Origin of the sequence: Alteromonas sp. 5E99-2, from assembly GCF_017368475.1 — a bacterium.
Lineage (GTDB): Bacteria > Pseudomonadota > Gammaproteobacteria > Enterobacterales > Alteromonadaceae > Alteromonas_F.
This window is the reverse complement of the sequence record NZ_JAFNJE010000002.1, coordinates 83,308-106,712: the sequence shown is the minus strand read 5'-3', so window position 1 is coordinate 106,712 and position 23,405 is coordinate 83,308. Positions and strand designations below refer to the sequence as shown.

Sequence of the window (23,405 nt, the reverse complement as noted above, 5' to 3'; positions counted from 1 at the left end):
GTTTACTTAGAAATTGTATCTCGCAGAGAACTGTAACCGATTTAAATCACCTTCCAAATCACCTTCGGTTTCACGGCTTGCAAAACCGTACTCAGCACCCACGGTTAAGCGCTTAGTTGGTGAGTAAAGTAAATTCACTCTAGAACTATAGGATGACTCAGTAACGCCTGTACCTGTGAGTACTGGGTCATTATCAATACTGTTGGCAGAAAAGGTCACTGTACTTCTGAGCACTTCAGTCCATTTATGGCGATAAGCTAGGGTAAAGCCAGTGCTATCAATAGCGTCTAAATTGTTATTTGCGTCTAGCGCAGCGCCATTGGCAACGTTAAGTGCGAAATAACGGCCTAGGCCAGAACCAGTTACAAAAGATAGTCGTAAATCATCACCATTGGAGAATAAGATTTTACTGGAAATGTTAATACCAAAACCGGTTTCTGAATCGTCAATTTCAGCACCATTGTCAAATGCCAACTGACGAGCGATACCTGCAGCTTTGATATATCCCCAGTCTTGTTTGTAGGTGTAAGTTACCACGGCGTCAGGTAGGAAGTTATCGTCACTTACAATACGGCTACCGCCGCCAAAGGGAGTGATTGTTGATTCTGGATTTTCTAAAGCAAATTGCCAATTACCAGAAGAATAGCGAATTTGTGGTTGGCGAGCAAAGGCTACACCGTCAGTCACACCAATGAAATCCAGTGTTTCAGGTAATATACTGGTATCCATAAAGGTGGACCATTGTTGTCCAATCAACCAGTTCTTATATTCGATATAAGCATGGCGAACACGGGGCGTAAACGAGTTACTTACCCTTTCATTTCCACCATCGGTGACTAAGAAGTCTATTTCAACAACGGCATTTAATTTATCTCCTGATTCTGTAGGAGTAGATGATGTTAGTCGTAATCTAGACTGCCTTATATGAAAATCAAGTTGTGGCCCTTCATCGCCTCCAGATACCGGAGTTAAGCTGGGTATATAAAAATCCCGTGTAAGGCTGCCCGATGCAGGCGCACCTTCCGAATAATCACTGACTAAAGCGTCAAATTTTACATATCCGCTTAAAGAAAACTGGGTGTCGCCAATTGAAACAGCATTTGCATGCGTGCCACTAACAGCAGAAGCTATACCGAAAGAGATTATTACTGGACGAAATAAGCGTTTAGTTATTTTCATTAGTCTATTCCAAGTGTTTTAGTGTGTGCTATTGATACAGTTACTCTTGCGGATCTCAACGGAAAAGCCAATCAAGAAATGCAAACTTGAGACTAAAGTATTAACAAATATTTAACTTTAATCGAATTAATACCAAGGTCGAATGTTATTTAATGTTAGATAGAGGGTAAAATTTATGTAATATTCAATGTGTGAACCATCTTTTTAGAGAGTTAATTATGAATGAGACCGTTTTCCCTGTTCCTGAGTCTGTCTCCGCCCGTGCTTTGTGTACACCTGAAGACTATCAGTCTATGTATCATGCCTCTATTGCTAACCCCGATAAATTCTGGGGTGAACAAGCGTCTATTTTGGAATGGTTCAAAGCGCCTACAAAAATAAGTAACGCTCAATTTTCTTCAAATGATGTGAGTATCAAATGGTTTGAGGATGGCGAGCTCAATGCCTGCTATAACTGTGTTGATCGCCATTTAGAAAAAAATGCCAATAAAACAGCTATTTTGTGGGAAGGGGATTCACCCGAAAATCATAAAGAAATTACCTATCAAGAAGTACACGATGAAGTGTGCAAATTGGCTAATGGCTTGTTGAAGCGTGGAGTGACAAAAGGCGACCGTGTGGCTATTTATATGCCAATGGTACCTGAAGCTGCCTATGCCATGTTAGCGTGTGCGAGAATTGGTGCGGTACACAGTGTTATTTTTGGTGGTTTCTCGCCAAATGCCTTAGCCGACAGAATTAAAGACAGTGAAGCAAAGGCGGTATTGACCGCTGATGAAGGTCGCAGGAGTGGCAGAACTATTCCTCTAAAAGCGAATGTAGACGCTGCCTTAAATAAACCGGGTTGCGAGTCAGTTACCAGCGTGATCACTTTAAAAGTCACAGGAGCTGAAATAAATTGGAACCCTGTAGATGTGTGCTGGAAAACTTTGACTGAAAGCTGTGAAGCAAAGTGCGAAGCTGCGGTTATGAATGCAGAAGACCCTTTGTTTATTCTTTATACTTCTGGCTCAACAGGCACGCCCAAAGGTGTAGTACATACTACCGGTGGGTACTTGTTATATACCGCGCTTACGTTTAAATATATTTTCGATTATCAAGAGGGCGACACTTATTGGTGTACAGCTGATGTAGGCTGGATTACAGGTCATAGTTATATGGTGTATGGGCCTATGATTAACGGAGCAACACAAGTATTTTTTGAAGGCGTACCTACCTATCCAGATGTACGCAGAATCGCTCAAATTGTTGAAAAGTATAAGGTCACCTCTTTGTATACTGCCCCTACCGCAATTAGAGCATTAATGGCCCATGGAGATAAGCCTACTGAAGGCTGCGATGTATCGTCGCTTAAATTCTTAGGTTCAGTTGGAGAGCCTATAAATCCAGAAGCATGGCTTTGGTATCACAAACAGTATGGTGCCAATACATGCCCTATTATGGATACTTGGTGGCAAACTGAAACAGGGGGGGTGATGATTACTCCTTTACCTGGCGTAACAGATTTAAAACCCGGCTCAGCATCAAGGCCATTTTTTGGTATTCAACCTGCTTTGTTTGACGCAGAAGGGAAGGAGTTAGAAGGCGAGAGCGAAGGTAATTTGATTATTAAAAACAGTTGGCCATCCCAAGCTCGTACTGTTTACGGTGATCATCAACGGTTTATCAGTACCTATTTTAGCGCCTACCCTGGGGTGTACTTTACGGGAGACGGCGCTCGTAGAGACAAAGACGGTTATTACTGGATAACTGGTCGTGTTGATGACGTGCTTAATGTATCTGGACACAGGTTGGGTACCGCAGAAATTGAAAGCGCATTGGTTGCTCATGAGAAAGTATCCGAAGCTGCAGTAGTTGGTTTTCCTCATGATATTAAAGGCCAAGGCATTTATGTGTATGTAACGGTTAATGAAGGTGTTGAGGCTAACGACGAGTTGCGCACAGAGCTTGTTAAGTCGGTACGCTCAGAGCTAAGTCCCATTGCGGTACCAGACAAATTACAATGGGCTCCAGGGTTACCAAAAACGCGCTCAGGAAAAATAATGCGTCGGATTTTGCGTAAAATTGCAGCGAATGAACACGATCAATTAGGCGATACGTCTACTTTGGCCGACCCCAGTGTGGTCGATACCCTAGTTAACGAAAGATTAATTCGATAAGGCTTGTTACTTGACTACATTACTTATAGCCGATGATCATCCACTTTATCGGGAGGCACTTAAAGGAATTTTGCACAGTGCCTTCGATGAGCTTGATATTATTGAAGCATCGGACTTGGCTAATACCGTATTAGCTTTGGATGAGCAGGATGTAGATTTGTTACTGTTAGATTTACATATGCCAGGAAGTCATGATTTATTTGGCTTACTGCACATATGTAAATTGCATCCGGAAGTACCTATCGCTGTAGTTTCGGGAATAGAAGACAAAAAATTAATAGCTAAAATTATGAGTGTAGGGGCACTTGGCTTTATTCCCAAAACGGCTAGCAGGCAAGACATTAAAGAAGGCGTCAGTGCGATTTTGGAGGGAGATATCTGGTTACCTGATAATTTATCCAATCAGTTGCTAGAAGCCGATAACGAGTTTTCTGAACTTGCCAATAATGTTGCCTCGTTAACTCCCTCCCAATACAAAGTGCTGTGTCACCTTAAAGATGGTCTTTTGAATAAACAAATTGGTTATAATTTGAATATTGCTGAGGCAACCGTTAAAGCCCACGTTACCGCTATATTTAAGAAATTAAAAATTAATAACCGCACGCAAGCAGTATTAATCGCATCTCAACTCGAGCTGGAAACTCCCGACCCTACTTATTGATTAGGCACCTTTTGCAGTAGGGCTCTGAGTTTTACGGGCTTTAAGGGTTTATGAAGTAAATGAATCCTACTGTCTTCGCAGGTTTGCTTGAGTCCTTCCTCATGACTCGCGGTAATCAGTACGGCGAAAATTGTCCGGTTTAAACTCGCTCTAATTTGTTTTATTAAGGCAATGCCATTTCTATTCGAACTCAATTGGTAATCTACTAAAAGCACATGAGGTATAAAGCCGCCTAGCGCTGCGAGGGCATCAGAGGCATTGGTGCAGGTGTGTGAGGAAACTTGCCATTTATTAAGTAAAGTGGTCAGCGCTTTTAGGTTTTGCGTATCATCGTCAATGCACAGAGCTCTTAAACCACTCAAGCTGTATACTTCAGGGGATTTTTGAGTGGGTAATGCTGGCTGAGATAGTTGCAGTGGCAAGGTAAAACGAAATTGAGTGCCTTTATTTTTGTTTGATTCCACAGACAAGTTGATCCCCAATAGTGTGCATAGCCTTTTTACGACTCCAAGCCCTAAACCGACACCTGACTCTGAGTGATCTTCTCCTCGATAAAAATCGTCAAAGATGTGTGAAAGTTCACTGTCAGAAAGTCCTATTCCTGTATCTACAAACAGAAACTGAGCTGTGTCATTGCAACTTGAAATACGCACAATAACCCGTCCTGACTCTGTGTACTTAATGGCATTTGAGAGTAGATTCTGGACTATTCTGTACAAAAACTTTGCGTCACTCAGCACATAGATAGAATGAATGCAGTAGCTGAGCTTTAGCCCTTTTTCTTTAGCTACCATAGAGAAGCTAGCTAAAAGAGGCTGTAATAAACTACGTAACTCGATTGGCTCTATGTGTGCTTCCATTTTACTTTGGTCTAGCCGAGCAATATCTAGTAGTGTACTAATGAGTGATTCCCCCGCATCTAGACTTTGAGCGAGCTTGGAGACAATGTCTTTTTGTTCCTTGGGTAAGGCAAACTCTTGTAATGTACTTGTATATAAACTGGCGGCATTTAAAGGTTGAATAATGTCGTGGCTAGCTAAGGCTAGGAAGCGGGTTTTGCTTTTGTTTGCTTCTTCAGCAATTTCTCGTGCTTGAATGAGTTCAAGCTCCACCGTTTTTCGTTTATCAATTTCCCTTCGCAGCGAGGCATTAATAGATTGTACTTCTTGAGTTTGCTTACTAATTCTATCTTCAAGGTTAACTTTAGCTTCCTCTAGCACTTTTTGTGTTTCTATAAAGCTTGTAATATCAGTAAATATGGTAACAAAGCCACCTCCGGGAAGCGGTGTTCCAATCATTTCAATAACACGACCATCAGCCCGTTGGCGTTTAAATTTATGATAATGTCCGGCTCTTAAATGTTCCATACGCTTTTCGATATGAGTTTCTGGGTCTCCAGCACCAAATTCACCTTTTTCTGCATTGTAGCGAATGACTTTTTCTACCGGAGTTCCGGCAACTAATAGCTCGTCAGGAATGGAATAGAGTTTTGCGTATTTTTTATTCCAAGCAACTAAACATAAGTTCTTATCGATAACGCTCATCCCTTGGTCGATATTTTCTAGCGACGTAATTAACGCAGTCATGTTTTGCTGCATGGTTTGCGCTGTGTCATCAAAAAAGTGGATCACATCGGTGAAATCTAATTTTCTACCGCTTATTACACTATCTATAAGGGTTTTAGCACTAGAGGCACCAATAACACCACCAAGAGCACGCTCACAAAAAACAAGAAAGTGGGTACTAGGGTCATCGGCGTCATTTACAGTGAGCTTGTGTTGTTTTTCGTAGTTAGAAATCAATTGAAGGCAACGGCCTTTTCCTAAAAAAGTAGTCAGCAAGGTAATTAGGTCACTGTTTGTTATGTCTACTCCAAGGGCCTTTTGCGTGGCGGTTTGCCGTGTTTCAGAAGGAGACACAAAGGCAATGGCTTGAAGCTTATCAATTAGCCTGTGCTTGGCCGTTACAGAAAACAACCAATAGGCGATACAATTCACTGATAAGCTAAGAATGGCAGCTTCACTTAAGGTTCGGTTTGTGTATTCACTTTCTCCACCGCTAGCGATAACAGGTAACACTAACCAAGCAAACCAAATAGCGACACCACCAATTAAACCTGCATAAACGCCGTGAGCGTGCCCCCTGTGCCAATATAGACCTCCTACAATGGATGGGAGCAATTGAATAACAAGGGAAAAGGCAACCAAGCCGATTGAATGTAATGAACTGGTATGGGTAAGTTGCTGGTGATACAAAAACGCCAAAAACAAAATGAATGCTACAACTAGACGACGAATTACTCTAATTTTCTTAGCCAGGTTGGTTGTTTTTATTTGGGAGGTGGAATTGAACAGGCGAGGCAAGATTACGTCGTTTGATAGCATAGTACTGAGCGCTAACGTTGCTACTATAATCATTGCCGTAGCAGCTGATAAGCCACCAAGAAAAGCAATTAATTTAATAATAAAGGTATCTGTGTACATTGCCAAAGCGAGCACATAGTTATCAGATTCTACATCACCGCTGATGAACACCGCTTTACCTGTGGCTGCAATAATAGGAATAGCTATGATCATAATGACTAAATACAAGGGAAAGAGCCAACGAGCTGTAGCTAGGTGATTCAATTTTAGATTGTCGACAATAGCAATATGGAATTGGCGAGGTAAACATACAATGGCGGCAGCGGCCATTATTGTTTGCGCAATAAAGTTAAAATTAAATAGGTTTGAGGTTATGTCTATTGGATAAATTTCGGCAATTGTTGGTGTTAGTCCTTGAGAACGCCATACCAACAAACCTACAAAAGCCAGTGATACAAGGGCGATTAATTTTATACATGATTCAAATGCTACCGCTAAAATGAGCCCGTGTCGATATTCTGTTACATCGGATTTTCGGGTGCCGAAATACATTGCAAACAAGGCGATGGCTAAGGTGGTCACAATAGTGATTGTATCTGCATTGTCGCTATTGGTCAGAGTAATGAACATTGTGCCGATGGCTTTAATTTGTAAAGCGATATAAGGCACAGTAGCCAATAACGCCAGCAAGGTAACACACAAGGCAACGGGTTGACGCTTCCCATATCGAGACGCAATGAAATCAGAAATCGTATTTATATGTAATTTTTTACTTACGAGAGTGAGTTTAAATATGAATCGATACCCCAAGGTGTAAACCAATATAGGGCCTAACAATATGGGTAAAAAAGCCCAGTTTTCTCTGGCAGCTTGACCTACGGAACCAAAAAATGTCCACGCAGTGCAGTAAATCGCCAATGCGAGTGCATAAACTGCAGGGTGAGAGGTGATTTTGCGAGAGAAATACGCATTTTTATCTCCCCACGACGCTATGTAAAACAACAGTGTTAAATAACACAGCGCCAGAATTGGCCACACTATAGACATAATATTGAATACATACTTTTAACATTTTTACTCAATATAACCACGAAAAACACATCAGCACCATATTTATCACCTTCTTTTTATTGATTTTTCTAATTGTTAAGCACCAATCAAAATGGTGAGATGAGACTAAAGTTTTATATTAAATATTTAACATCTCTGTAAACTTTTTAATGGGTGATGAGTTTTGACTTGACCAAATAACGCTGGTTTCTCCGAATTCATCTCGATTCTGATAACACAAATCTACGCTACCTAAAGGGTACGTAGCCTTCAAAACGGGAGAAGTTTATGGAGAATCAACAAACATATTGGAAAGATAACGTTCGCCTAATTTTAGTGTGTTTAGCTATTTGGTTTACGGTGTCGTTTGGGTTTGGCTTATTACTTGTAGAGCCTTTGAATACTATTCGCCTAGGTGGTTACAAACTTGGTTTTTGGTTTGCTCAACAAGGCTCAATTTATACCTTCCTCGCACTTGTTTTCTGGTACGCAAAGAAAATGAATGATCTTGATAAAAAATACAAAGTAGAGGAAAAATAATGGATGAGTTAAAGCTATATACCTATATTGCCGTTTTTAGCACCTTTGCAGTTTACTTTGGTATTGCATGGTGGGCTCGAGCTAGTTCAACCAGCGACTTTTATGCCGCAGGTGGTGGTGTTGGCCCTATTCAAAATGGTATGGCAATTGGCGCTGATTGGATGTCGGCCGCGTCCTTTATTTCAATGGCTGGTTTAATCGCGTTTTTGGGTTACGGTGGTTCTGTTTTCTTAATGGGATGGACCGGCGGTTACGTGTTACTTGCTATGTGCCTAGCACCGTACATGAGAAAACACGGTAAATTTACCGTACCTGAATTCATTGGCGATAGATTCTACTCAGATGGTGCCCGTATTGTTGCCATTGCGTGTTTAATTATTGCGTCGGTCACATACATCATTGGGCAAATGAAAGGGGTGGGCGTTGCTTTTTCTCGGTTCTTAGATTTGCCTTATGAAGTGGGTTTGTATGTCGGTATGGGCGTGGTTTTTGTTTATGCGGTACTAGGTGGAATGAAAGGGATCACTTACACCCAAATTGCTCAATACGTAGTACTTATTTCAGCCTATACAATTCCCGCTATCTTTATATCCTTACAGTTAACCGGTAACCCTATTCCTCAAATTGGTTTGGGCTCGACATTAGCTGATGGTAGCGGCGTGTTTTTACTCGACAGGCTCGATGCGGTCGTCACCGACTTAGGTTTTAAAGAATATACTACGGCCAAACTGGGTAACTCGTTAAATATGTTTGCCTATACCTTATCGTTGATGATAGGTACTGCGGGCTTACCACACGTTATCATGCGCTTCTTTACCGTGCCTTCAGTACAGGCTGCGAGAGCATCAGCGGGCTACGCCTTGGTATTTATCGCGTTGCTTTATACTGTGGCACCAGCCGTGGGTGCGATGGCAAGATTTAACCTAATCAACACCATAGAGCCAGTTGCAGGAGAGCAATTAGAATACGAAAAACGTCCTCAGTGGTTTAAAGATTGGGAAAAAACCGGCTTATTGAAGTTTGAAGACAAAAATGGCGATGGAAAAATTCAATATGTTGCTGATGCTGAGAAAAATGAAATGGTTACTGTAGACCGTGACATTATGGTGTTGGCGAACCCGTCTATTGCAAACTTGCCGAACTGGGTTGTTGCTTTAGTGGCTGCCGGTGGCCTAGCCGCAGCGCTTTCCACTGCTGCGGGTTTGTTGTTGGCTATTTCCTCGTCAATTTCTCATGACTTAATGAAAAGCGTGCTAACGCCAAACATGTCAGAGAAAAAGGAGCTATTGGTTGGGCGTATCACTATGACCATTGCAATTCTCTTTGCGGGCTACTTGGGACTTCATCCGCCAGGGTTTGCTGCTGGAACTGTGGCATTGGCATTTGGGCTTGCTGCGTCATCAATATTCCCTGCGCTTATGATGGGGATTTTCTCAAGAACCATGAGTAACAAAGGCGCTATTGCCGGTATGAGCTCAGGTATTGGCGTGACTATGCTGTATGTATTTCAACATAAGGGCATTATGTTCATTCCTGGAACGTCGTTCCTTGGTGATATGAGCGCAAATTGGTTCTTTGGCATTTCGCCTGAAGCCTTTGGTGTTGTAGGGGCGCTGGTTAACTTTTCAGTAGCCTTTATTGTACTGAAAATGGGTGAGCCAGCACCGAAAGAAATTGAAGATATGGTTGATAACTTCCGCTCACCTCACGGAGAGATAAAAGCGGCACATGATCATTAATTCGTTTTGTTATTGAAATCAAACACCTCAACTAAAGTTGGGGTGTTTACATTTATTTGGAGTTTTCTATGTACCAGGCTTTTTTAAAACTCAGTCGGCATACTAAAATTGCACTGTGTGTTGCGCCAATTCTAATAATTCTAGGATGGGCAGCATCTGATATATGGGCCGAAAGCCAAGCTATGAAGCCGCGATTTTATGAAATGAAACTCAGTAAGCAAGGGTGTGACTTAGTCAGCAAAAATTGCGTATTGGGCTCCGGTGAATTTGAATTAAATTTATATCAAGAAGGCAATGTCACTACATTGAATTCAAGTTTTCCTTTAGACACAGCCACCTTGTTTTTGGTTGATAAGTACGATGAATCAGCTGTTTTTCGTATGGGTATGAAAGACTCTCCTTACTATTGGCACAGAGAGACCCCTTTGAGTGAGTTTGTGAAGGGCACCGGATCACAACAAAAAATACGATTAATCGCGACGGTTAAAGGTGGGCGATATGTTGGAGAATTTATAACTAATAACAGAGTAAACTGAGGTCTTTATTGAATCGCCCCTTCATAGTGTTTATCCTTTCAGCTTATGCCCTTTTTAAATAGCATTAGCGTTGTACTATGAACTACGATATTCCCGTTTTGAATTTAAAAGATCAAGTTTCTGATGCTGAATGGCAAACTCGAGTCGAGCTTGCAGCTGCATATCGCTTAATGGTTATGCACCAATGGGACGATCTTATCCATACCCATATTTCCGCCCGTATTCCAGGGACAGAAGATATATTAATAAACGCATTTGGTTTAGCGTTTGAAGAGGTCACTGCGTCCAATTTAGTGAAAATCGATATTCACGGTAATATTATTCAGCCAAATTGCCCTTTTGAAATAAACCCAGCGGGTTTTACTATTCACAGCGCCGTACATATTGCTCGGCCAGAGGCTCAGTGTTGTTTGCACTTACACAATGCAGATGCCATTGCTGTATCAAACAACCCTCAAGGCTTAAAGCCTTATAGCCAATATTCAGCATTTGCTTTAGCCAGTATGAGTTACCATGAATATGAAGGCTTAGCCGTAGATCACGATGAAATCGCACGTATACAAGGGGATTTAGGCTCTGCTAATTTCATGTTGTTGCGCAACCATGGAGCGTTAACCATGGGAGTGACTATTGGCGACGCTTTCATGCACATGTATGACCTGCTTCGGGCCTGTGAAATTCAAGTTAAAATGCAATGCACTACAGATGAGCCATTCATTGAAATTAGCCAAAGTGTTATTGATGGAATTAAAGCACAAGCAAATATAGTACATACGGGGCAAACCGGCGGACAAAAAGCGTGGCCGGCCATGATGCGCAGAGTTAAGCGCGCATACCCTGATTTCGATCAATAGTCTTAAACCTAATAACCCACGAGTGTTAAATGAAAATTACCCATGTAGAAATTTTTGATATTCATTGTCCTGAGCGCCCGCCTTGGAATCCTATTTTTGTTCGTATCCATACTGATGAGGGTATTCATGGTGTAGGTGAAGCCGGACTTGCCTACGATTGGGGGCATAGCGCTGCAGCTGCAATGATTAAAGAAATCGCAGAGGCGGTTTTAATTGGTTTTGACCCGTTTAAGACAGAGCAACTTTGGTCTCGTATGTTACGTGAAAGCTTTTGGGGCTTAGGTGGTGGACCTATTTTGTATTCAGCGATGAGCGCAATTGATACAGCCTTATGGGATATTAAAGGTAAAGCACTGAATGTACCTGTGTACCAATTACTTGGAGGTAAAACCAACGATAACCTGCGCACGTATGCTAGTCAGTTGCAGTTTGATTGGTCCCAAGATTGCGTAAAAATGCTCACCCCTGAAGACTATGCTCGTTCTGCCGCAAAGGCGATGGCAGAAGGTTATGACGCGGTTAAGGTAGATCCTATTGTTTATGACGAAAACGGTGATTCTAGCTTCGATCGAACAAAACTGTTCACACCTAAGCAGATGCGCTTGTTTGGCGATAGGTTAAGAGCCATTCGCCAAGAAGTCGGTGATGATGTTGATATTATCTTTGAAGCCCATTCATTAATGGGCTGTGCCTCAGCCATTCAAATGGGGGAAGTCATCAAAGAAGTGGGCTGTATGATGTTTGAAGAGCCTGTGAACTACTTAAATTCAGCAGTGCATAAAAAGGTATCGGATCGCGTCAACGTGCCTATCGCTGGTGGAGAGCGCTTATACCACCGCTGGGATGTTAGGCCGTATTTTGAATCGCAAAGTATTGATATCTTACAACCTGATGTAGGCTTGTGCGGTGGCTTTACTGAAGCGAAAAAAGTGTGTGATTACGCAGATGTTTACGACATACGCATACAGGCTCATGTTTGTGGTGGTCCAGTTGCCACAGCGGCATCATTACAACTAGAAGCCGCAATTCCAAACTTTCTAATTCATGAACACCATACCTACGCGATAAAATCATGGAACCGTGAATTATGTATCCAAGATTACCAGCCTAAAAATGGCGTATTTAAGGTACCGGACTTACCCGGTATTGGCATTGAGTTAAATGACGATTTGGTCAAACGCTCACCTCATGTGACGGTGAAATAGGCGCGAAAACCTGACTTTTATACAGGCGCATAATTAAATTTCATCTATTACTATTTAACTATCGAATTCACCGTTTTGTGGTGTTTTTGATAGTATTTATACAAATAATCGCGTTTTAATGAGGTTTTCACTTGGTTATAGGTAACATAACTAAAGTTCATCTCATTCACTTTTAACGGAATGCTAGTCGTCGAGCTCAATAACTCTAAAGATTAGCTTTAAGATGGAATATAACTTTATGTATGAATTAAGTCTAAATGAAATTCAAGAAGTAAATGGCGGTAAGTTTTCGTGGTCCGGTTTAGCTGGTGCCACGGCTGGTGGTGCAGTTGTAGGAGGAGCCTTCGGTTCTCTAGTCGGAGGCGTTGGTTTTGGACCGGGATTACTAGCTGGTGGTTTAAGTGGTGGTGGTGGCTACCTTGTTAATGAACTAATTCAATATGCTCTCGATGACCAGTAAAAAAGCAGGCTATATTTTCTTAGTAATCATAACATCTCTGTTTGGCATTGCGGTGAGTAAGTTTAACCCAGCGTTGTGGATAATTGCTATTTCTTCTATCGCTATTGGTTTACTCAGTGGGTTTATTTTTAATAAATTCAATAAAAAATGAGTGTTTTAAAATACTAAGAATTCAGAGTCTGATTTGTGACTTGTGCTCGCACTAAAGATAAAGCCACTGGTAAAGAGGGGGACTGACAACTTAGCTGTTGGAATAAGCCTCTCTTTTTTATACATTCAAATTATTAGACAAAGCCTATAGTCCGTAGGTTCTGATAGCATTTGAATACAGTAGTACTTCTGTATTTAATTTTAACTCTTTAGTTAAGTCATACATGTTTTGCCAATAGGTTTCATAGCGCGAAGAAAAAAGCACGAGTGGAAAGTTACTCGCAAACATGACTCTTCTTTCGCCAAATATGTCGATAACATCTTGTACTGAACGTGCTACATAGTCATGACTATAGTCTTTGTCATTCATTTCCCAGCCCGAACATTTAATGCAAAGGTTCGGGTAAGCGGATAACCGTTTAAGGGCGAGTTTCCAACTAGTTCGTTGTGCTGATAACGACAATGCTGGAGGAAATCCGCCATGGTTAATAACCATATTTAAGTCAGGCGCGGCATCTATTTGCTGGCACAATTTATTTAGTGTTTCTTTACCTATTTTTCCTAAATCTAATTGAAGCTCAAAGGTAAGTGAGTGTTTACTTAATAATTGAAAGTTAAGACCTGTATTGGTGTGAGCAAGTATATGAAATGCATCGTCATCGAGAATATGCCTGACGCCACGAAAAGAAGACTGCTTGCTTAATTGGCCTAGAGCGCTGGTAAAGTCACTGGGTGATAAGGTTAAATCGACACAGCCAATTGAGCCTAACAGTAACGATGAAGGAGCGACGGCGGTTTCTACCATCTGTATTTCACGCCAAGAAGCGTGATTGTCAAACCCTGCTTCTATATGCACTACACCCTTTAATTTAAATTTTGAGGGCAGGGATAAATCATCCACTGTAAAACTTCTAGCAATGAGTTCTTGTTCCTGTTTAGAAAGCGAAGACCACCACTTGTATTGTCCTTGTTCTTTGTTGAATAAATGAATGTGGGGGTCGATTATACTAACGGGCACAATACCCGCCATCCATTAACTGTAATGTCCCGGTTATAAAGCTGGCGTCTGGAGTACTAAGAAAATAAGCAAAACCGGCAACTTCTTTAGATGTACCAATTCTACCTAAAGGCTGTGCAGAGGCTTCTTCTGCGTGAATTTTTTGTTTGTTCGCTCCGGTGCGAGCACAGTATTTATTGATTGCATTGTGATAAAGCGGAGTATCTATGGTACCCGGACACAAGGCATTGGCTCGAATGTTATATTGAGCGTAATCAATGGCTGTGGTTTTTGCCATAGAAGCCAGTGCGTGTTTTGTCAGGTTGTAGGCAAAGGAGTTCGCTTTCGCAACTTGGGCTTGGTCAGAAGCAATATAAATTATACTTCCCCCCGCATTTTTCATTGCAGGTAATGAAGCCTGGGTAGCCGAAAACGCGCCTTTAACATTTAAGTTAAAGAGGTGTTGTAATGTGTGTTCGTCAGTTTCTTCGATATTCGCTGAAAGATGGACTCCTGCGTTGCATATGAGCACATCAATAGGCCCGTTAGCACTAATATCGCTTATACATTGCCTGACCTTATTGTGATCAGCGACATCGCAGTGAATAAAGTTTGCTGTGTGCTCTTCTTGAATATCAAGATTGAACACGTCATCACCTTTGGATATAAACCGCTCTACAATGGCTAGGCCTATGCCTGAGCTTCCTCCGGTAACGACGACTCTGCGTTTATTGCTTGGCACTAGATTACGCCAAGCTCTTTGAGACGCTCTTCTAGGTATGATCCCGCAGTATGACGTTCAGACAAAACAACATCTGCTCGTGGGTGTAAAAACAAAGGCAAGCTTACTCGTGCTTTTTTCATGTTTGTGCCCGCAGGGTTAATCACTCTGTGGGTTGTAGAAGGATAATAGCCGTTCGAAGCTTCTTGCAACATGTCGCCAATGTTCACTATAAGGTTACCAAAATCGCAAGGAACGTCTAACCAGCCACCGTCTTTGTCTTTTACTTGTAAGCCGGGCTCATTGGCAGCGGGTAAGATAGTGATTAAATTAATGTCTTCATGAGCTGCAGCGCGTATGGCATTAGGTTGCTCATCACCCAAAAATGCAGGGTAATGTAACACTCTTAAAAGAGAGCGATCACTACCGTTAATCATATTGGAAAGAGGTTCGTTAAAGCCTTTGTTTACGTCTTCAGGGGCATTGTCTTGGATCCAACCTAATAACTCAGCGGCTAATGTATTAGCTTGTTCATAGTAGCTTGCTAATAGAGGTCTAAGTTCTTCAGGACAGCGCCCCCACGGGTAAAAATGATAATACTCTTTAATGTCTTTTACCGTATGACCTTTGGCTACTTCAGAAACCGATTGTGGGAAAAAACCATCCTGAGTTTCTTTATCGTATAAGAAGTCGTGTTTTGTTTCACTGTTAAAAAATACTTCCGCCGCAGCGTATATTTCGCTGACTTTAGACTGCAAAATAGGGTGGTTAGTTAATACACCAAACCCAGTTTCACGAAGTGATGTTGCAAATTTAACGGCTGCGTCAGATGCTTGATAGTCAACTGCTTCTAATTTCATAGTTACCTCTTAAAACGATAAAAATAAGCCAGCTAATGAAGCACTCATTAAATTGGACAGGGTTGCTGCAAGCACGGCTTTTAGTCCTAATTGCGCTATTTCTTTACGGCGAGTTGGAGCCATAGCTCCTATTCCGCCCATTAGTATGGCTATAGATGATAAGTTTGCGAATCCGCACAAAGCAAAAGTGATAATGGCTTGTGATGATTCAGACAACTGGTCTTTGTTCTCAAGAAAATCGATGTAGGCTACAAATTCATTGACTGCGAATTTCTGACCAATAAAGCTGCCGGCAAGCTGAGCTTCTTCCCAAGGTACGCCAATAGCCCAAGCTAAAGGTTGTAAAATGAAGCCCAAAATAGCTTGGAAAGTGAGACCTTCATAACCTAAAAGTCCGCCTATCCATCCTATGCCGCCGTTTAGCATGGCAATAAGCGCTACGAAAGCGAGTAACATAGCACCTACGTTTAGGGCTAGTTGTAAACCGTTGCTTGCACCACTGGCGGCGGCATCAAAGACGTTGGCATAGGTGTTTTTATCATCGATTTGGTCTAAATTATTTTTTGGCGTCTCGGTTTCTGGCAGCATGATTTTTGCCATTAATAAGCCACCTGGTGCAGCCATAAAACTCGCTGCTAGCAAATATTTCAATTCAATGCCTAAACCGGCATAACCCGCCATTACTGAGCCAGCTATAGACGCGAGCCCGCCGACCATAATGGCAAATAATTCTGAGCGAGTCATATGGGGAATAAAAGGCTTTACTACTAATGGTGCTTCGGTTTGCCCTACAAAAATATTGGCTGCCGCAGACATAGATTCTGGTTTGCTGGTTCCTAACGTTTTTTGTAGAGCTCCACCAATTATTTGAATGATCCAGTTCATTATTTTTAAGTGATAAAGCACGGCGATTAACGAAGAGAAAAAGATAATTACAGGCAAAACGTTGAATGCGAAAATGAAGCCTAAGGATGTATTTCCCACTGCGCCAAAGACGAAGTTAATCCCTTCTTGGCTAAAACCAATGACACTGGCTACGCCTTCAGATATTTTTAATAGTAATTGTTTTCCTGGCTCGAAATACAATATAAATGCGCCAATGGCGGCTTGGATCGCAAATGCACCACCTACTGTGCGCCAGTTTATTGAACGCTTTGCGCTTGAAAAAGCGAACGCCAATAATAAAAGTACGATAATACCGATTACACTCATGAACAGCGGACCTCTACAGCAATGTTTGTTGGATATGTGACTTGATTACGTCAAGTGCGATTTGGTTTTTCCCGCCTTGTGTAACAACTACATCGGCTGTAAATCGGCTGGGTTCAATAAACGAATGATACATGGGTTTTACTGTCGCTTCATATTGCCTAGCGACAGATTCAATGTTTCTGCCTCTTTCTTTAACATCCCGCATCATTCGTCGCATTAAGCAAATATCTAAAGGCGTGTCGATAAAAATTTTAACATTGAATAAAGGCAACAACTCTGGACGGGCAAGCAACATGATCCCTTCTAAAATAATCACAGGAGCAGGTTGTAGGGTTTCTGATTCTGGTAGTCTAGTATGGGTTTTAAAGCAGTAGTGCGGATATTCAATGGGCTCACCGCTACGCAATTGATTTAAGTGCTCTTGAAGTAGTTCATGCTCAAATGCATTGGGGTGATCGTAATTAGTTTTCTCTCGCGCCTCTTTTGGTAAATGATCTTGCGCACGATAATAGTGATCTTCTCTGAGCACTTGTACGGGGCGACCTTGTTCTGAGAATGCATTGAGCAAGTTCTCAGTGAAAAGAGATTTACCGGAACCTGAGGCTCCAGAGATAGCAATAATAAGTGGGGAATGCATGGGTACACTATTTAATTCTGCGCGACTAACCTAAAAAGATACGCTGTTGGCGCCCGCGAATCAAATATGATGTTAATACCCTATGAAAATGAGTGATTTTTCATCAAGTGACTCGATTGCATAAGAGTGTTTCTTAGTTCTTGACCCTTCACCTTGCGCTTTTGGCGGGTAAAATTGATTTTTTTCTAATGGACACGTTTCAAATACTTCATCTAGCGCTGCGCGTATTTCACTTAGGGTTTTATCTAGATTATTTGAAAAATCCGGCTGTCTGCGTTTGGTATGACCTAAATCCATCAACTTTTTAAATGTGGAATCTGCATAGTCCAACAATAGTTCAGGTATGGGCTCGTGATGTACTAAAGGTTCACGGTTGTCAGATATACAGACTTTAATAAGTGCAATGTAAAAACAAAAAGGTTTGTTTGAGAGTTGTACAGGAGATGTTTCCCCGTGTGTATTTAGATAGAGCGCTTTTTGCTTGAGATCAATAACTAACTTTTGAGATTCACAATGCTCGTTTTCGTTAATCGGTGTTGGAAGTAAAGTTGATTTGACTTCTGCTTCTTGTTTTTTGTCGTCGTCTTTGTCGCTAGACAGTACGATATAAATTAACCCACAGAATATAGCTAGGATACTAAAAGGGAAGGAATTGAGTAATTTCAAACCCACTAATTCGATTTGTACAAATTCATCATTTGTTGATAATTTCATTATACTTACACGGCTATATTCTTCGCTTATTGATGGCTCGACAATACTATCAATGCTCTTGACTCTTACGGGAAAAGACTGATTGGCAAGGTAGTCGTTTAAATAAGCTATATAGCGTAAAATACCTTCTTTGTTGGCAACGGATACCTGGTTTTCTTTGCCCAAATCTAGGGTTGCTACATCAAGGCTAATTCGGTGCTTTACTTCATCTGCAGCCCTTTCTTGAGCGAGATAATTTGCTGAGATTAAACTGACTATCGCTGTGAGTTGAATAAAAACAGTAATCGAAGCTGCAATTAGCATCCTTTTTTTCATAACGAAGAAACCTCATCTGGTTGGCAAGGGGTAACCCATTGAGGTGATATGTAATAGCTAGAGGGTATTGCTTTTCCTGCTTTTTCAACTGCATTTTGAATAGCACATAACAAGTCAGGATTTTTGTCAGCATTTTTCAAATACCAACGAACACCGCTGTAGGTTTGTTTTATTTCGGTTATATAAGATTTTGATAATTGGTTGCTATCATTCTCACTCCAATAAGAAGCTATCACATCAACCTCCCCTGATATTAACTTTTCCCTGAGTTCCGAGTGAGAATTATAGTAGTACAGAGATAAAGCATTTTCGTTTAAATTGAGCGATTGAAATGCTGATTTGGGAGCGATGTGGCCAGAGCGGCTAGAAGGGTAATCTAAAAGACCAATTTTCTTATCGAGAAAATACTCTTTTACCAATTCGGGCTTTTCTTGTTTCGCTATGAAAAAAGCTTGGTAATCGGAGTAAGATCCAATCTGTTGTAGACCAAATGCCGCGCTTGCATTAAACGCGTTGGCGATATGATCTTTCATCAATGCGAGATCGGCAATGCCGTAATTAATGTACTTAAAGGTGTCGTAATCACTTTGTCCAATAATCAATGAAATATTGCCGTACTGCTTTGCAATAGACTTGGATTGACAGAAATGTTTCATTGCTTCTAAGCCCATAGAGGCATCAGTAACAAAAACGATGAGCTCGTCAGAATTGTTGGAAATTTGAGCGGGGCAAGTGATTTTTTTCTTTTCCAGCGGTGGAATTGCAGAAAAAATTGTCTTTTGCGAAAAAAAATTAAAATAAATTTCAACACACACAAAAAAAACAATAAATAACCCAATTATCCAGTTTTTAGTTATCTGCATTACGTGGACTACCTAAATTTTTAGCAAATATGTTTTCAATTTCATTGCGTATTCAATAAATAAGTTTACTTATAAACGCTGTGAAAACATATCTTAGCATAATTACAAAGGGCTAGAGCAATAAATCAAATTTCATCAGAGTAAAAATTTAATATTTTAAATCAATTAAACTACAAAATTACTTGATTCTCATAAGCAGTTTAATTTGAATAAAGTAGCACTTATATTAAGTGAAATTGAATCGATAATGATTAAGCAAATTCGAATTTTGATTTCATCATACTCGTTTTTACTTTTTCGCGTTCGTATATCATTTCTACTACATTTTACTCTAATGGTATATTTACCCATAGTTGTCGAGTCGGTAAAGTGTTAGCTGTAATATTTTAAAAACTGATGACAATTAAGAGCTAGTAATTACTATAGTTGAACTTTTAATTGTCTATTTTTAAAACGATTTCATTTGAAAATGCAGTAAATAAAAAAATTATAGCGAAAATAATAAGAAAAATGACATTGATTTTATCGAATAAAACTTAGGTTTTTTAACTTTTTTTTTACAATTGTCGTAAAATGCATAATCAGTTAGATAAAATGATTAAAACAGTTAAGTAACTTTATTTAATAAATAGTTTTTTAGGTTTGCCCCTTTATATTTAAGCAATATAAATAAGTAAAACTGAATGGTTGCTAATGAACTAGAATCAACAAAGCTGGGGTTTATGTCACTACACGAATCAGTTTAAATGAAAAATGTAAACAAATAGGCATACTTTAGTCAGCAAGTTAACTGAAAAGTTCACCATTGGTTAAAATTAGTTCTCGATTTGATTTTAAAATTGTAATAAAACTGTCACGGATTAACGAAAAAATAGACGTATTAGTGGTTTACTGTTGAATGGCTATATTCAGATGAGTTTTGCTGAAAAGACTTGTTGATATTTTGCCAAATCGTAGCGCTAAGCATATACGTTAAATACATATATTTGAAATATAGGAAAACACACATGAACGTTAAATCAAAACTCAATCGTGTAGCGGTTGCAGTTGCTATATCTGTTGGTCTTTCAACAGCCGCGGTTGCTCAGGAAACATCGTCTGCTATTCGCGGTGTTGTTGAGAGCACTGCTGGACAAGTGGTTTCTAATGCAAAGATTACCATTACAGATACGAGAACAAATATTTCTCGTGAGTTTTCAACATCTGATACAGGCGCGTTTACTGCACGTGGTTTGAGAGTTGGTGGGCCTTACACAGTTGTAGTTGAAGATGAGCTGGGCTCTAGAACAATTACTGACGTTTATACTAACTTAGGCGAAAGCTCTAGTTTGAATATTGAGCTTGTTTCAGAGTCAGATGTTGAAAGAATCAGTATTACGGGTAGTAGCACAGGCGTAGCTACAGAAGCTATAGGCCCAGGCTCTAACTACTCATTCACTGACTTACAATACCAGCCTAGCATAAATAGAGATATAAAAGATATTATTCAGACCGATCCTAGAGTATCAATAGACCCTACGAACTCTGACTCTATTCAATGTGCGGGTGTAAATAACCGTTTTAACAGTCTTACTGTTGATGGTGTCCAACAAAATGACAACTTCGGCCTAAACAATAATGGATTTCCTACCGAAGGTTTGCCATTCCCATTCGACGCGATAGATCAAGTTGACGTGCAGCTTGCTCCATTTGATGTTACCTATGGTGGGTTTACTGGTTGTAACATTAACGCAGTTTTCCGTTCTGGTGAAAATGATGTATTTGGTACAGTATTCTACGATTACACTGATGATTCATTACAGGGAGATTCGACATCTGAAGGTGATTTCGATGTTCCTGCATTTAATCAAAGCCGATACGGATTTGCAGTGGGTGCGCCAATTATCAAAGATAAGTTATTTATTTTTGCTGCGTACGAAAAGGATAATCCAACGGAAATTTTTGAAAACGGCCCTGAAGGTGCGGGTTTTGCGCAACCTATTGAGGGTTTAACCACAGATTTACTGGCTGATATCGCATCGATTGCGAGCTCTGTATATGGTTATGACGTAGGTGATATTGCTAATTCTGGTGATAACACCGATGAAAAATTACTTGTTAAACTTGATTGGCAAATTAATGAAGCACACAGAGCGGCTTTAACGTACCAAGATACAGAAAGTGCAACAGCAGTATCTACAGGTCTAGGTACAAATTCATTTGCTTTTAATGATAGATTTTACGAACGTGCAAATGACTTACAAACTTTAGCCCTATCAGTATATTCAGACTGGACTGATTCGTTTTTTACTGAATTTCGTATTTCACGTACAGACGTTGATAACGGACAAGTAGCAAATTCATCTAACTCAAGTTTTGGTGACTTTACAATCAATGATGCGATTGACGGTGTTGATGTTAGGTTTGGTGCTGATGAATTTAGACAAGCCAATGTCCTAAATTATGAAACTGAAAATTACAAATTTGCGGGCACGTATTATACAGGTGATCACGAAATTACTGCAGGTGTAGAGTACCAATCAAACGAAGTATTTAACTTGTTTGTACCTGGTAGCCAAGGTGTATTTGAATTTAATGGCTTAGAGAACTTTAGAAACCAACTTGCTGATTCCATCGAGTTTAGTATTCCAGGCTCTTTGGATCCTAATGACGGTGCTGCTGAATTTGAATTCCGTCAGTTTACTCTATATGCCCAAGATAGATGGTTAGTGAACGACAATCTTACTCTTACCTTTGGTTTAAGATATGATTCATGGGATGCCGATAGAGATCCAATTGCGAATGATAACTTCTTTGCGCGTTATGGCATAACTAACGCTACGGGCCCTGACTTTGATTTGGTACAGCCTAGAATTGGATTCAACTACGTTGTAAGTGACGATACCTTCGTTTACGGTGGTTTAGGTCTATTTGCTGGTGGCAACCCGAATGTATGGTTGTCTAATAATTATTCCAATAATGGTGTAACCATTCTCAGTTCAGAAGTTGAAAGAGAAGATGATGGAAGTAACTCTGCCGCTGAACTTGCAGCGCTAGATGGTGCAAATACGGCTAACTTTGGTTTGGAAGTTCCTGATTTCCTAATAAACGGATTGGAAGGTGGCGACGGTGCAGTTAATGCATTAGACCCTGATTTTGAAATACCTTCGTTATATAAGTTTAACGTTGGTGTTCAACATGAATTTGGGGAAGGTTATATCGCGTCTGCAGATGTGATTTACACTAAAGAAAAGAACGCACCAAATACTAGACCACTAAACACTGTACAAATAGGCACTGCGGCAGATGGGCGTCCTATTTACACAGATGTAGATTTACTTGATGCAGATTGCCGAGCTGATGCGACAAGTGCTGATTGTAGTGGAAGAAGCGGAACAGATTATATTCTTGAAAATGCAAACGAAGACGGTGATGGCTTAATCTTAACTACAACGCTTCAAAAAACTTGGGACAATGGTATTTCCATTAACGCTGGTTATACTTATCAAGATATAGAGCAAGGTAACCCTCAGAACAGCTCAACTGCATCGTCTAACTTTGGTAATTTATCAGTTTCTGATTTAAACGATCCTGGTATCGCGACGAGTAGTTTTGAAGTTCGTCACCGCTTTGTACTTAACTTGTCTTACGTGAAGCAGTTCTATAAAGACTACGATACTAGAATTAACCTATTCTGGAATAGACAATCTGGCCGTCCATTTAGTTTCAACTTTGATGGAGACCCAGGGTTTGGTGATGAGCGTGGATTCGAAGATCGTAATTTACTTTACGTACCTACACTTGATGATCCAAATGTAGCCTACGGAGATGATTTTGATTTAGCCGCTTTCAATCAGTTCATTTCGGATTCAGGACTTGAAGGTTCACGAGGCACAATACTTTCTCGCAACTCTCAACGAAGCAGTTGGAATGGCCGCATTGATATGCGTATTTCTCAAGAGTTCCCAGGAATTAAAGAAAGCCACCGTGGTGAATTCTTCATCGTAGTTCGCAATTTAGCTAATTTACTTAATGACGATTGGGGTAACTTTAGTCAAGTGAACTTTGAGTTTAATAACCCTGTTGTAGATGCAGAGTTACAGAGTGATGGAACTTATTTGTTTACTAACTTTGATGGAGATCAAGGTGAGAGTTTAGACGTAGGCGCATCAGTTTGGTCTGCTAGAATTGGTGTTAAGTACACTTTCTAA

The 23,405-nt window shown here is 40.5% G+C and carries 19 protein-coding genes; 10 read left to right on the top strand and 9 right to left on the bottom strand.

From position 1 onward, the window contains the following. Positions 1–6: 6 nt before the first annotated feature. Positions 7–1,179 carry a DcaP family trimeric outer membrane transporter gene (locus J3L16_RS02560; protein WP_207611319.1) on the bottom strand — a complete coding sequence of 391 codons (1,173 nt, stop codon included), beginning with the start codon at positions 1,177–1,179 and terminating at the stop codon, positions 7–9. A 218-nt stretch (positions 1,180–1,397) separates the two neighbouring features. Here J3L16_RS02560 and acs point away from each other — a divergent pair, with 218 nt between their 5' ends. Both acs and J3L16_RS02550 read left to right on the top strand, forming a co-directional pair. Beyond that, positions 1,398–3,338 (top strand): acetate--CoA ligase, encoded by a 1,941-nt coding sequence (gene acs / locus J3L16_RS02555; RefSeq protein ID WP_207611318.1) that lies wholly within the window; start codon positions 1,398–1,400, stop codon positions 3,336–3,338. Between the two features lie 10 nt (positions 3,339–3,348). Beyond that, the gene (locus J3L16_RS02550; RefSeq protein WP_207611317.1) at positions 3,349–3,999 is read left to right on the top strand and encodes a response regulator transcription factor; all 651 of its coding nucleotides are present in this window, start codon (positions 3,349–3,351) and stop codon (positions 3,997–3,999) included. Here J3L16_RS02550 and J3L16_RS02545 read toward each other — a convergent pair. Continuing rightward, positions 3,993–7,409, bottom strand: a complete 3,417-nt coding sequence (locus tag J3L16_RS02545) for a PAS-domain containing protein (RefSeq protein WP_207611316.1) — start codon at positions 7,407–7,409, stop codon at positions 3,993–3,995. The genes J3L16_RS02550 and J3L16_RS02545 overlap by 7 nt on opposite strands. 291 nt (positions 7,410–7,700) lie before the next feature. Here J3L16_RS02545 and J3L16_RS02540 point away from each other — a divergent pair, with 291 nt between their 5' ends. From J3L16_RS02540 to J3L16_RS02510, 7 genes are all read left to right on the top strand, one after another. After that, on the top strand, positions 7,701–7,952 hold the full coding sequence (locus J3L16_RS02540) for a DUF4212 domain-containing protein (RefSeq protein WP_207611315.1): 252 nt from the start codon (positions 7,701–7,703) through the stop codon (positions 7,950–7,952). Continuing rightward, positions 7,952–9,691 carry a sodium:solute symporter family protein gene (locus tag J3L16_RS02535; RefSeq protein ID WP_207611314.1) on the top strand — a complete coding sequence of 580 codons (1,740 nt, stop codon included), beginning with the start codon at positions 7,952–7,954 and terminating at the stop codon, positions 9,689–9,691. The genes J3L16_RS02540 and J3L16_RS02535 overlap by 1 nt, the downstream gene beginning before the upstream one ends. A gap of 68 nt (positions 9,692–9,759) precedes the next feature. Beyond that, on the top strand, positions 9,760–10,227 hold the full coding sequence (locus J3L16_RS02530; RefSeq protein WP_207611313.1) for a hypothetical protein: 468 nt from the start codon (positions 9,760–9,762) through the stop codon (positions 10,225–10,227). A 77-nt stretch (positions 10,228–10,304) separates the two neighbouring features. Beyond that, positions 10,305–11,081: a class II aldolase/adducin family protein gene (locus J3L16_RS02525; RefSeq protein WP_207611312.1), complete on the top strand. Its 777-nt coding sequence runs from the start codon at positions 10,305–10,307 to the stop codon at positions 11,079–11,081. 29 nt (positions 11,082–11,110) lie between these two features. Beyond that, positions 11,111–12,286: a mandelate racemase/muconate lactonizing enzyme family protein gene (locus J3L16_RS02520; RefSeq protein ID WP_207611311.1), complete on the top strand. Its 1,176-nt coding sequence runs from the start codon at positions 11,111–11,113 to the stop codon at positions 12,284–12,286. Positions 12,287–12,509: 223 nt separating this feature from the next. Further along, a complete protein-coding gene (locus tag J3L16_RS02515; protein ID WP_207611310.1) occupies positions 12,510–12,746 on the top strand; it encodes a hypothetical protein in 237 nt (78 codons plus the stop codon). After that, positions 12,736–12,897, top strand: coding sequence for a hypothetical protein (locus J3L16_RS02510; RefSeq protein ID WP_207611309.1), 162 nt, complete (start codon positions 12,736–12,738; stop codon positions 12,895–12,897). Before J3L16_RS02515 ends, J3L16_RS02510 begins: the two co-directional genes overlap by 11 nt. Positions 12,898–13,041: 144 nt before the next feature. Here J3L16_RS02510 and J3L16_RS02505 read toward each other — a convergent pair whose 3' ends face one another. The 7 genes from J3L16_RS02505 to J3L16_RS02475 all read right to left on the bottom strand — a co-directional run bounded on the left by J3L16_RS02505 (position 13,042) and on the right by J3L16_RS02475 (position 19,215). Then, positions 13,042–13,914, bottom strand: a complete 873-nt coding sequence (locus J3L16_RS02505; protein ID WP_207611308.1) for an amidohydrolase family protein — start codon at positions 13,912–13,914, stop codon at positions 13,042–13,044. Beyond that, entirely contained in the window at positions 13,904–14,635 is a 732-nt protein-coding gene (locus J3L16_RS02500; protein WP_207611307.1) for an SDR family oxidoreductase, read from the bottom strand. Before J3L16_RS02500 ends, J3L16_RS02505 begins: the two co-directional genes overlap by 11 nt. Further along, entirely contained in the window at positions 14,635–15,474 is an 840-nt protein-coding gene (locus J3L16_RS02495; RefSeq protein ID WP_207611306.1) for an isopenicillin N synthase family oxygenase, read from the bottom strand. Before J3L16_RS02495 ends, J3L16_RS02500 begins: the two co-directional genes overlap by 1 nt. 9 nt (positions 15,475–15,483) lie before the next feature. Continuing rightward, on the bottom strand, positions 15,484–16,686 hold the full coding sequence (locus J3L16_RS02490) for a NupC/NupG family nucleoside CNT transporter (RefSeq protein ID WP_207611305.1): 1,203 nt from the start codon (positions 16,684–16,686) through the stop codon (positions 15,484–15,486). Positions 16,687–16,699: 13 nt separating this feature from the next. Continuing rightward, positions 16,700–17,323: a uridine kinase gene (udk, locus tag J3L16_RS02485; protein WP_207611304.1), complete on the bottom strand. Its 624-nt coding sequence runs from the start codon at positions 17,321–17,323 to the stop codon at positions 16,700–16,702. Positions 17,324–17,395: 72 nt separating this feature from the next. After that, on the bottom strand, positions 17,396–18,352 hold the full coding sequence (locus J3L16_RS02480; RefSeq protein WP_207611303.1) for a hypothetical protein: 957 nt from the start codon (positions 18,350–18,352) through the stop codon (positions 17,396–17,398). Beyond that, complete coding sequence (locus J3L16_RS02475) at positions 18,349–19,215, bottom strand: hypothetical protein (protein WP_207611302.1); 867 nt, start codon at positions 19,213–19,215, stop codon at positions 18,349–18,351. The genes J3L16_RS02480 and J3L16_RS02475 overlap by 4 nt, the downstream gene beginning before the upstream one ends. A 1,007-nt stretch (positions 19,216–20,222) precedes the next feature. Here J3L16_RS02475 and J3L16_RS02470 point away from each other — a divergent pair. Then, on the top strand, positions 20,223–23,405 hold the full coding sequence (locus J3L16_RS02470; protein ID WP_207611301.1) for a TonB-dependent receptor: 3,183 nt from the start codon (positions 20,223–20,225) through the stop codon (positions 23,403–23,405).

Coding starts and splice junctions, on each gene's coding strand:
- J3L16_RS02515 (WP_207611310.1), top strand. CDS start 12,510: ATGGAATATAACTTTATGTATGAATTAAGTCTAAATGAAATTCAAGAA.
- J3L16_RS02520 (WP_207611311.1), top strand. CDS start 11,111: ATGAAAATTACCCATGTAGAAATTTTTGATATTCATTGTCCTGAGCGC.
- J3L16_RS02490 (WP_207611305.1), bottom strand. CDS start 16,686: ATGAGTGTAATCGGTATTATCGTACTTTTATTATTGGCGTTCGCTTTT.
- J3L16_RS02480 (WP_207611303.1), bottom strand. CDS start 18,352: ATGAAAAAAAGGATGCTAATTGCAGCTTCGATTACTGTTTTTATTCAA.
- J3L16_RS02510 (WP_207611309.1), top strand. CDS start 12,736: ATGACCAGTAAAAAAGCAGGCTATATTTTCTTAGTAATCATAACATCT.
- J3L16_RS02530 (WP_207611313.1), top strand. CDS start 9,760: ATGTACCAGGCTTTTTTAAAACTCAGTCGGCATACTAAAATTGCACTG.
- J3L16_RS02495 (WP_207611306.1), bottom strand. CDS start 15,474: ATGAAATTAGAAGCAGTTGACTATCAAGCATCTGACGCAGCCGTTAAA.
- J3L16_RS02525 (WP_207611312.1), top strand. CDS start 10,305: ATGAACTACGATATTCCCGTTTTGAATTTAAAAGATCAAGTTTCTGAT.
- J3L16_RS02475 (WP_207611302.1), bottom strand. CDS start 19,215: ATGCAGATAACTAAAAACTGGATAATTGGGTTATTTATTGTTTTTTTT.
- J3L16_RS02560 (WP_207611319.1), bottom strand. CDS start 1,179: ATGAAAATAACTAAACGCTTATTTCGTCCAGTAATAATCTCTTTCGGT.
- J3L16_RS02545 (WP_207611316.1), bottom strand. CDS start 7,409: ATGTCTATAGTGTGGCCAATTCTGGCGCTGTGTTATTTAACACTGTTG.
- acs (WP_207611318.1), top strand. CDS start 1,398: ATGAATGAGACCGTTTTCCCTGTTCCTGAGTCTGTCTCCGCCCGTGCT.
- udk (WP_207611304.1), bottom strand. CDS start 17,323: ATGCATTCCCCACTTATTATTGCTATCTCTGGAGCCTCAGGTTCCGGT.
- J3L16_RS02535 (WP_207611314.1), top strand. CDS start 7,952: ATGGATGAGTTAAAGCTATATACCTATATTGCCGTTTTTAGCACCTTT.
- J3L16_RS02470 (WP_207611301.1), top strand. CDS start 20,223: ATGAACGTTAAATCAAAACTCAATCGTGTAGCGGTTGCAGTTGCTATA.
- J3L16_RS02540 (WP_207611315.1), top strand. CDS start 7,701: ATGGAGAATCAACAAACATATTGGAAAGATAACGTTCGCCTAATTTTA.